The organism is Gilvibacter sp., from assembly GCF_013214815.1.
In the GTDB taxonomy this organism is placed as follows: Bacteria; Bacteroidota; Bacteroidia; order Flavobacteriales; family Flavobacteriaceae; genus Gilvibacter.
Genome location: NZ_JABSPU010000095.1, coordinates 1 through 7,113 on the forward strand (window position 1 = coordinate 1; position 7,113 = coordinate 7,113).

10 protein-coding genes are annotated in these 7,113 nt (G+C 43.8%); 7 read left to right on the plus strand and 3 right to left on the minus strand.

The window, feature by feature from the left end:
• From HRT75_RS13560 to HRT75_RS13585, 6 genes are all read left to right on the plus strand, one after another.
• The coding region (locus tag HRT75_RS13560) for a class I SAM-dependent methyltransferase (protein WP_291187796.1) at positions 1 to 659 on the plus strand (659 nt) is incomplete at its 5' end.
• 10 nt (positions 660 to 669) lie between these two features.
• Positions 670 to 1,965 carry a deoxyribodipyrimidine photo-lyase gene (locus tag HRT75_RS13565; RefSeq protein WP_291187799.1) on the plus strand — a complete coding sequence of 432 codons (1,296 nt, stop codon included), beginning with the start codon at positions 670 to 672 and terminating at the stop codon, positions 1,963 to 1,965.
• Positions 1,966 to 1,968: 3 nt separating this feature from the next.
• The gene (locus tag HRT75_RS13570) at positions 1,969 to 2,514 is read left to right on the plus strand and encodes a YfiT family bacillithiol transferase (protein WP_291187801.1); all 546 of its coding nucleotides are present in this window, start codon (positions 1,969 to 1,971) and stop codon (positions 2,512 to 2,514) included.
• Between the two features lie 53 nt (positions 2,515 to 2,567).
• Positions 2,568 to 4,064 (plus strand): carboxypeptidase, encoded by a 1,497-nt coding sequence (locus tag HRT75_RS13575; protein WP_291187804.1) that lies wholly within the window; start codon positions 2,568 to 2,570, stop codon positions 4,062 to 4,064.
• A gap of 1 nt (position 4,065) precedes the next feature.
• Positions 4,066 to 4,728, plus strand: coding sequence for a hemolysin III family protein (locus HRT75_RS13580; RefSeq protein WP_291187807.1), 663 nt, complete (start codon positions 4,066 to 4,068; stop codon positions 4,726 to 4,728).
• A gap of 114 nt (positions 4,729 to 4,842) precedes the next feature.
• A complete protein-coding gene (locus HRT75_RS13585; RefSeq protein WP_272833322.1) occupies positions 4,843 to 5,034 on the plus strand; it encodes a cold-shock protein in 192 nt (63 codons plus the stop codon).
• 58 nt (positions 5,035 to 5,092) lie between these two features.
• On the opposite strand, the gene HRT75_RS13590 is transcribed toward HRT75_RS13585, so the two are convergent.
• From HRT75_RS13590 to HRT75_RS13600, 3 genes are read right to left on the minus strand one after another with little or no spacing between them, the layout of a single operon-like run.
• A complete protein-coding gene (locus HRT75_RS13590) occupies positions 5,093 to 5,464 on the minus strand; it encodes a VOC family protein (protein ID WP_291187810.1) in 372 nt (123 codons plus the stop codon).
• A complete protein-coding gene (locus HRT75_RS13595) occupies positions 5,461 to 5,982 on the minus strand; it encodes an SRPBCC family protein (protein WP_291187813.1) in 522 nt (173 codons plus the stop codon). The genes HRT75_RS13590 and HRT75_RS13595 overlap by 4 nt, the downstream gene beginning before the upstream one ends.
• A 20-nt stretch (positions 5,983 to 6,002) precedes the next feature.
• Positions 6,003 to 6,665 (minus strand): RNA methyltransferase, encoded by a 663-nt coding sequence (locus HRT75_RS13600; RefSeq protein WP_291187816.1) that lies wholly within the window; start codon positions 6,663 to 6,665, stop codon positions 6,003 to 6,005.
• A gap of 40 nt (positions 6,666 to 6,705) precedes the next feature.
• Between HRT75_RS13600 and HRT75_RS13605 the strand changes: the two genes are divergently transcribed.
• Positions 6,706 to 7,113: Sir2 family NAD-dependent protein deacetylase (locus HRT75_RS13605; RefSeq protein WP_291187819.1), on the plus strand; the 408-nt coding region annotated here is incomplete at its 3' end.

Sequence of the window (7,113 nt, forward strand, 5' to 3'; positions counted from 1 at the left end):
TAGGGGATGTTAATGGGAAATCGGTTTTGCATTTACAATGTCATTTTGGACAAGACAGTCTTTCTCTAGCCAGAATGGGGGCTAAAGTTACCGGAATGGATCTCTCAGACGCGGCTATTGAAAAAGCTAGAGAGCTGAATACTCGTTTAAGTTTAGATGCTAGTTTTATTTGTTGTGACCTTTACGATCTTCCCAATCACTTGGACCAACAGTTTGATGTGGTCTTTACCAGCTATGGTACCATAGGTTGGTTGCCTGATCTGAATAAATGGGCACAGGTGGTCAATCAATTCTTAAAACCTGGCGGTGAATTCATCATGGCAGAGTTTCATCCTGTGGTTTGGATGTATGACGATGCGCTGACAGGCGTGACCCACAATTATTTCAACGACGGCCCCATTGAAGAAACCTCAACAGGATCCTATACCGATGGCGCCAATGACTTTACCGCAGATTACGTGACTTGGAACCATCCCTTGAGCGAGGTACTCACTGCCCTTTTGGATCAAAAACTGACGCTAAAGGCATTTCAAGAATTTGATTATTCGCCATACAACTGCTTTGAGCAAACTGTTGAAGTAGCTCTGGGCAAATTCCAACTAAAACCCTTTGAAAATAAAATCCCCTTAGTGTATGCCTTAAAATGCACTAAGCCCTAAGAATTGCGCTATGAAAGAGAATGAAAAAATTGCTGTATTCTGGTTTCGCAGGGACCTAAGGCTCCACGACAATGCAGGCTTATACGCAGCGGCTGCGGGAGATCATGAAATACTTCCGCTCTTTATTTTTGATGAGAATATTTTAGAAGAATTGCCAGCAGATGATGCTCGGGTGAATTTCATTTATGACAGCTTAGAAAAGTTACAGAGCAAATTGAGTGAAACGCAAGCCGGTTTTTGCATTCGTAAAGGGAATCCGCTGGACGTTCTTAAAAAGCTAGCTACAACCGTTAATATTGCGGCAATTCATACCAATCGCGATTACGAGCCTTATGCTCGTAAACGGGATAAAAGTGTATCAGATTGGGCTAAATCCGAAGGGATCATATTTAATCGCTACAAAGATCAAGTGATCTTTGAACCGCAAGAGGTTCTTAAAGATGACGGCGACCCTTATGTGGTCTACACGCCTTTTAAAAACAAATGGTTGGAACGTTTCCAACCGAGTGAACATCAGCCTTATCCTGAGGTTACCTCAGATGCCTTTGTCAAAACCACGGAAGAATTTCCTAGCAAAGAGGAACTGGGATTTGAGGAATCCGAGATCAAAGTACCCGATTACCATTTGGATGTTGTTGCGACTTACAAAGACACCCGAAACTTCCCGGCAAAAGACGGCACAAGCCGTTTGGGGCCACATTTGCGTTTTGGCACCGTGGGTATCCGAACGCTTGTACAAAAAGTAAAGGATGAGGAAGGCACCTTTTTGAGCGAACTTATTTGGCGCGAATTCTTTATGCAGATCCTTTATCATTTCCCGAAGGTGGTCAACAACAACTTCCGTGAAAAGTACGATGCTGTTCCTTGGCGTAACAACAAGGAAGAGTTTAAGAAATGGTGTGAAGGCAACACAGGCTACCCGATGGTGGATGCAGGGATGAGAGAACTCAACAATACCGGCTATATGCATAACCGTGTGCGAATGATCACTGCAGGTTTTTTGTGCAAACACCTACTGATCGATTGGCGTTGGGGTGAAGCTTATTTTGCCGAAAAACTCTTAGACTATGAGTTGGCGGCAAATAACGGGAACTGGCAATGGGCTGCCGGTACTGGTTGTGATGCAGCGCCTTACTTTAGAGTTTTTAACCCAACCACGCAGATCGATAAGTTCGACAAACAGCGTGAATATTTAGATACCTGGGTACCGGAATATCAATCCGCTAATTATCCTGAGCCTATGGTGGAACACAAAATGGCTCGAGAGCGCGCAATAAACACCTATAAAGAAGCATTAAATTCCTAAACAATGAATTTAGACGCACTGCGATATCCCATCGGTAAAGATCAATTACCCCAACAGATCGATTCAACCCATCACAGCGATTGGGCCGAAACCATTAGAGATTTTCCCGCCCGAGTCAATGAGCTGGTTAAAGACCTATCGCCTGCAGAATTGGCTTATATCTATCGTCCTGAGGGATGGAGCATTAAGCAAGTAGTGCACCATTGCGCAGATTCACATATGAATGCGCTAACCCGTTTTAAATTAGCGCTCACAGAAGAGAAGCCCGTAATAAAACCTTATAAAGAAGCACTTTGGGCAGAGTTCGATGACGCTACCAATGACGATCTTTCTGCAAGCATTAAGATGTTAGAAGGCATTCACAGCCGCTGGTCCAATTGCGTCAGTCAAATGAATTCACAGGATTTTGAACGGCCTTACTATCATCCGGATCAAGAAGCCTTAGTTCCTTTAGGTGAAGCGCTGGGGCATTATGACTGGCATTGTCGCCATCATTTGGCACACATTCAGCAGGCGATTAAATTTAAAAACGATTTTACAAATCTGTAATCCTCACAGAATTAGTAACTTTTATCCGCTGAACACAAACCAACCTTAATATCATGCCAACAACCAAACAACTCCTTGTCTTTATCGCCGCAGCTCTATTTTCAATTGCAGGGTTTGCTCAGCAAGTAGAACTCCCGATTGACACTACTGTGGTTACCAACCACAAGACCACCATCATGGGGAAACCCGTAAGCTATTCGGCAACCACTGGGACGCAACCGGTTTGGGATGAAAACGGCAATCCTATTGCGAGTTTGTTTTACACCTACTACCAACGCACAGACGTGGGCAGTAATGAGGGGCGACCTTTGATCATGTCCTTTAACGGTGGACCCGGTTCTGCTTCTGTTTGGATGCACGTGGCCTATACCGGTCCAAAAACCTTAAAAATTGATGATGAAGGCTATCCGGTACAACCTTATGGAGTTCAAGAGAATCCCTACTCTATTTTAGACGTGGCTGATATTGTCTTTATCAATCCAGCCAATACGGGATATTCCAGAACCATTCCTGCTATGGGCAAGGAGGTGGATAAATCCAAGTTCTTTGGGATCAACGCAGACATAGAATACTTAGCAGACTGGCTAAATACTTTTGTAACCCGCAACAACCGTTGGCGTTCACCCAAATACATTATCGGCGAGAGTTATGGAGGAACCCGTGTAATGGGGCTGGCTAAGGAACTGCAAGGAGCGCAATGGATGTATCTCAACGGAGTGATCATGGTATCTCCTGCAGATTATTTAGTGTTTAATAGCGATGTACCGGTAGAATCAGCGCTAAACCTTCCTTACTACACGGCTACAGCTTGGCACCATAAGGTGTTGCCTCCTGAACTGCAGAGCAAGGATCTTTTGGAGGTCCTACCAGAAGCTGAGGCTTTTGCCATAGATGAATTGATGCCTGCTCTGGCCAAAGGCGGATTCATCACTGATGCGGAGAAAGAAGCTATTGCTACCAAAATGAGTTATTATTCCGGACTGAGTAAAAAGACCATTTTGGATTTAAATCTGGATGTCCCGACTAATTACTTCTGGAAAGATCTATTACGTGAGCGTAGCGGATATACAGTGGGTCGTTTGGATTCTCGTTATTTAGGTTTGGACAAGACCATTGCCGGAGACAGCCCGGATTACAACTCAGAGATTACTTCTTGGTTGCACTCCTTTACCCCTGCAATAAACTATTATATCAGAGAGCACCTCAACTTTAAGACCGATGTAAAGTACAATATGTTTGGTCCTGTGCGACCTTGGGATAACAGAAACAACAATGTCCGCGATGAACTACGTGCTGCCATGGCAGAGAATCCGTACTTGAACGTTTTGGTACAATCGGGTTATTACGATGGCGCTACTACTTATTTCAACGCCAAGTATACCATGTGGCAAATTGACCCAAGCGGCCGCATGAAAGACCGTTTTGAATTCAAAGGTTATCGCTCTGGACATATGATGTATCTGCGCCGACAGGACTTAGAAGCAGCTAACAATGATCTTCGTTCATTTATTCTAAAAACGACCAACAAAGGCAAGTCCGCTAAATATTGATATGGAAGATTCCGCGCCCCAACATCACGATCTGGTTACTTACTCCGCAATGGAGGAAAAACTCAATATCTGGTCACACGGGATTGGTTTTCTCTTGGCTGTGGCGGCACTACCCCTATTGGTAGTAAAGGCCAGCACCCAAGGTTCTGCTTGGCATATAGTGAGTTGGAGTATTTTTGGCGCAAGTATGATTGTGCTCTATGCTGCGTCTACTTTATATCATTGGAGCAAAAAACCCAAACTGCGCAGGCGCTTTAGAATTTTTGATCACGCTGCGATTTATCTTCTAATTGCTGGTACCTATACCCCTTTCACCTTAACCACCCTCAATGGAACCGTGGGCTGGGTACTTTTTGGAATCACTTGGGGATTGGCCCTGGGAGGAGTTGTACTCAAAATGTTCTTTACTGGGCGCTACGATAAGCTATCTACTATACTTTATGTGGCCATGGGTTGGATGGTGATCTTTGCGGTTAAACCCATGATCAACAATTTGGACACCGTATCCTTATGGTACTTATTGGCCGGAGGGATTTCCTACACCGTTGGTGCAGTTTTGTACAGTTTGCCCAATTTAAGGTTCAATCACGCGATTTTTCACGTCTTTGTTTTAGGAGGCACAATCTGTCATTTCTTCGCTGTTTATCTGTCATTGCAAAGCTAAGGCAGTGTTATGGCTAGATTAATTTTAACATTTTGAGCGGAATTATTGGGTTTTATTGAATTCCGCCTTGTATTAAGCCGTACCTTTGTAAATAAGTATTATTAATTATTTTTTATGTTACACGGAACCGTAAAGTTCTTCATCGATGATAAAGGCTATGGCTTTATCACTGAAGATGATTCAAACACGGATTACTTTGTTCACATTTCCGGACTAGCTGATGAAGTTAAAGAAGGCGATAAAGTATCATTTGAATTAAAAGAAGGAAAAAAAGGTATGAACGCAGTTAATGTTCGCTTGGCTTAATTCAAATTGATCTAAGACATACACTTTTACGACAAACCGTGCCTCTGGCGCGGTTTTTTTATTGATTGGAATGAAGCGCCACGCGATTGCCTTCAGTATCTTCAAAAACTCCCATATAGCCATGCTCTGGCGCTATCAAGGTCTTTTCTCGCAATACCGTACCTCCGGCCTCGGCCACTCGACTCAGCGGCTCAGCAACATCTTGAGTCATTAGGTAGACCAAAGTCCCAGCACGACTAGGCGTGTACTCCTCATGATTGATCAAGGCTCCCGTAGCCCCTTGAGTACCATCGCCTGGAAAAAAACACATATCAAATCCACCGATGTTCACTAATTGCATCTGACATTGCAAAATGGACTCATAAAAGGTTTTGGCCCGATTGATATCCGCAGTAGGAATCTCAAACCAATTGGCCACAACATTACTCATGATTCTAAAATGCTTTTGAGTTTACTCAAACCTTCTTCAAAGTCTTTACCCACGGCCTTATCAAAATTGAAAAAGAGCATCATGATATTCATGGGCACGGGATTGTTCCCCGTAAACCCCCAGCTCACTTTTGTTCCGCCTTCATGCTCATCCGTTTGAATGTAGGCATCACTTTGGGACTTCCAGGGTTTGAAGAAACGCAGCTCCGTATCCAATCGGTTGCCTTCATCGATCTTATTGATCTCCTGCTCGCCAACACCAACATCTTTGTTTCCTTCCCATTTAGAAACAAAACCGACAGTACCGTCTTCCCCAACAAATTCTTGTTTCATATTCGGGTCTTTGGCCTTCCAAGGCGACCAATGGTCTTGATTCTTCACGAACTTCAAATAGCCAAAAACCTCGTCCTTGGACTTTTTGATAACTATGGAACGTTCTACGTGGTAACTCTTTGGGGCGATAAGGGCCAATAGTGCTATAAGCGCTACCAGTCCCCCTAAAGTATAGAGGACAATCATATCGATAAAAGTTTAGTTAGTTAACCAATATTTCGATCTTCTAAAAACCGGTCTATGATCTGATCAGCATTTTTGATGCTTTTAAGTGTCCAATCAATGCGCTTCTGATTGATCTCAGCCTCAGTAAGTTGCCAATTAATGTTTTCACTGCGGAGTCTACCCACCAATTCATAAAGACTAATGGCGGCAGCCACAGAAATGTTTAAACTCTCTGTAAAACCATACATCGGAATTGTCAAATGTGCGTCGGCCTGCTGCATGACATAATCACTCAATCCATCTCCTTCTTTCCCAAAGAATAAGGCAATCTTGTCAGTAATGTCTAGCTTTTTGGGCCCTACGGCCTCTCCATGCGGAGTGGTTGCAATGATCTTATAGCCCTGATCACGCAGGGTGGCAATACAAGACTGCACAGAATCATACCGAATCACATCCACCCATTTCTGAGCGCCCATGGCGATCTCTTTATCTATACGACGGCCTTCTATCTCTTCAATAACATGCAGTTCCTGAATTCCAAAAATATCGCAACTGCGCACCACGGCCGAGGTGTTGTGCAACTGATAAACTCCTTCGGTAACCACGGTGATGTGTTTGGTTCTCAAGGCGAGGATGTCCTTAAACAACTCCCGTCTTCTCGGGGTTAAAAAATCCTCCAGATATGCGAATAGATCGGCGTCCATAATTTGTAAATTAGTAAATATTATCAAGCTCACCAATCAAATGAAGATCACCGTGCTCAGTGGTGCTGGTATCAGCGCAGAAAGTGGATTAAAAACCTTTAGAGATTCTAACGGCCTTTGGGAAGGTCACGATGTTATGGAAGTAGCCTCGCCACAAGGTTGGCGGGCCAATCCAGCACTGGTCTTGGACTTTTACAACCAGCGCAGAAGACAACTTTTGGAAGTGAATCCCAATGCTGCACATGAAGCTTTGGCTACCTTAGAAGCAAGACATGAGGTAGATATCATCACACAAAATGTAGACGATTTGCACGAACGCGGTGGAAGTACTAAGGTGATGCACTTGCACGGCGAACTTTTAAAAGTGCGATGCAGCAAATTCCATGATGATATCAGGCTTTGGAAAAAAGACGTGAACCTGGGAGACTTAAGCAAGAATGGACATCAG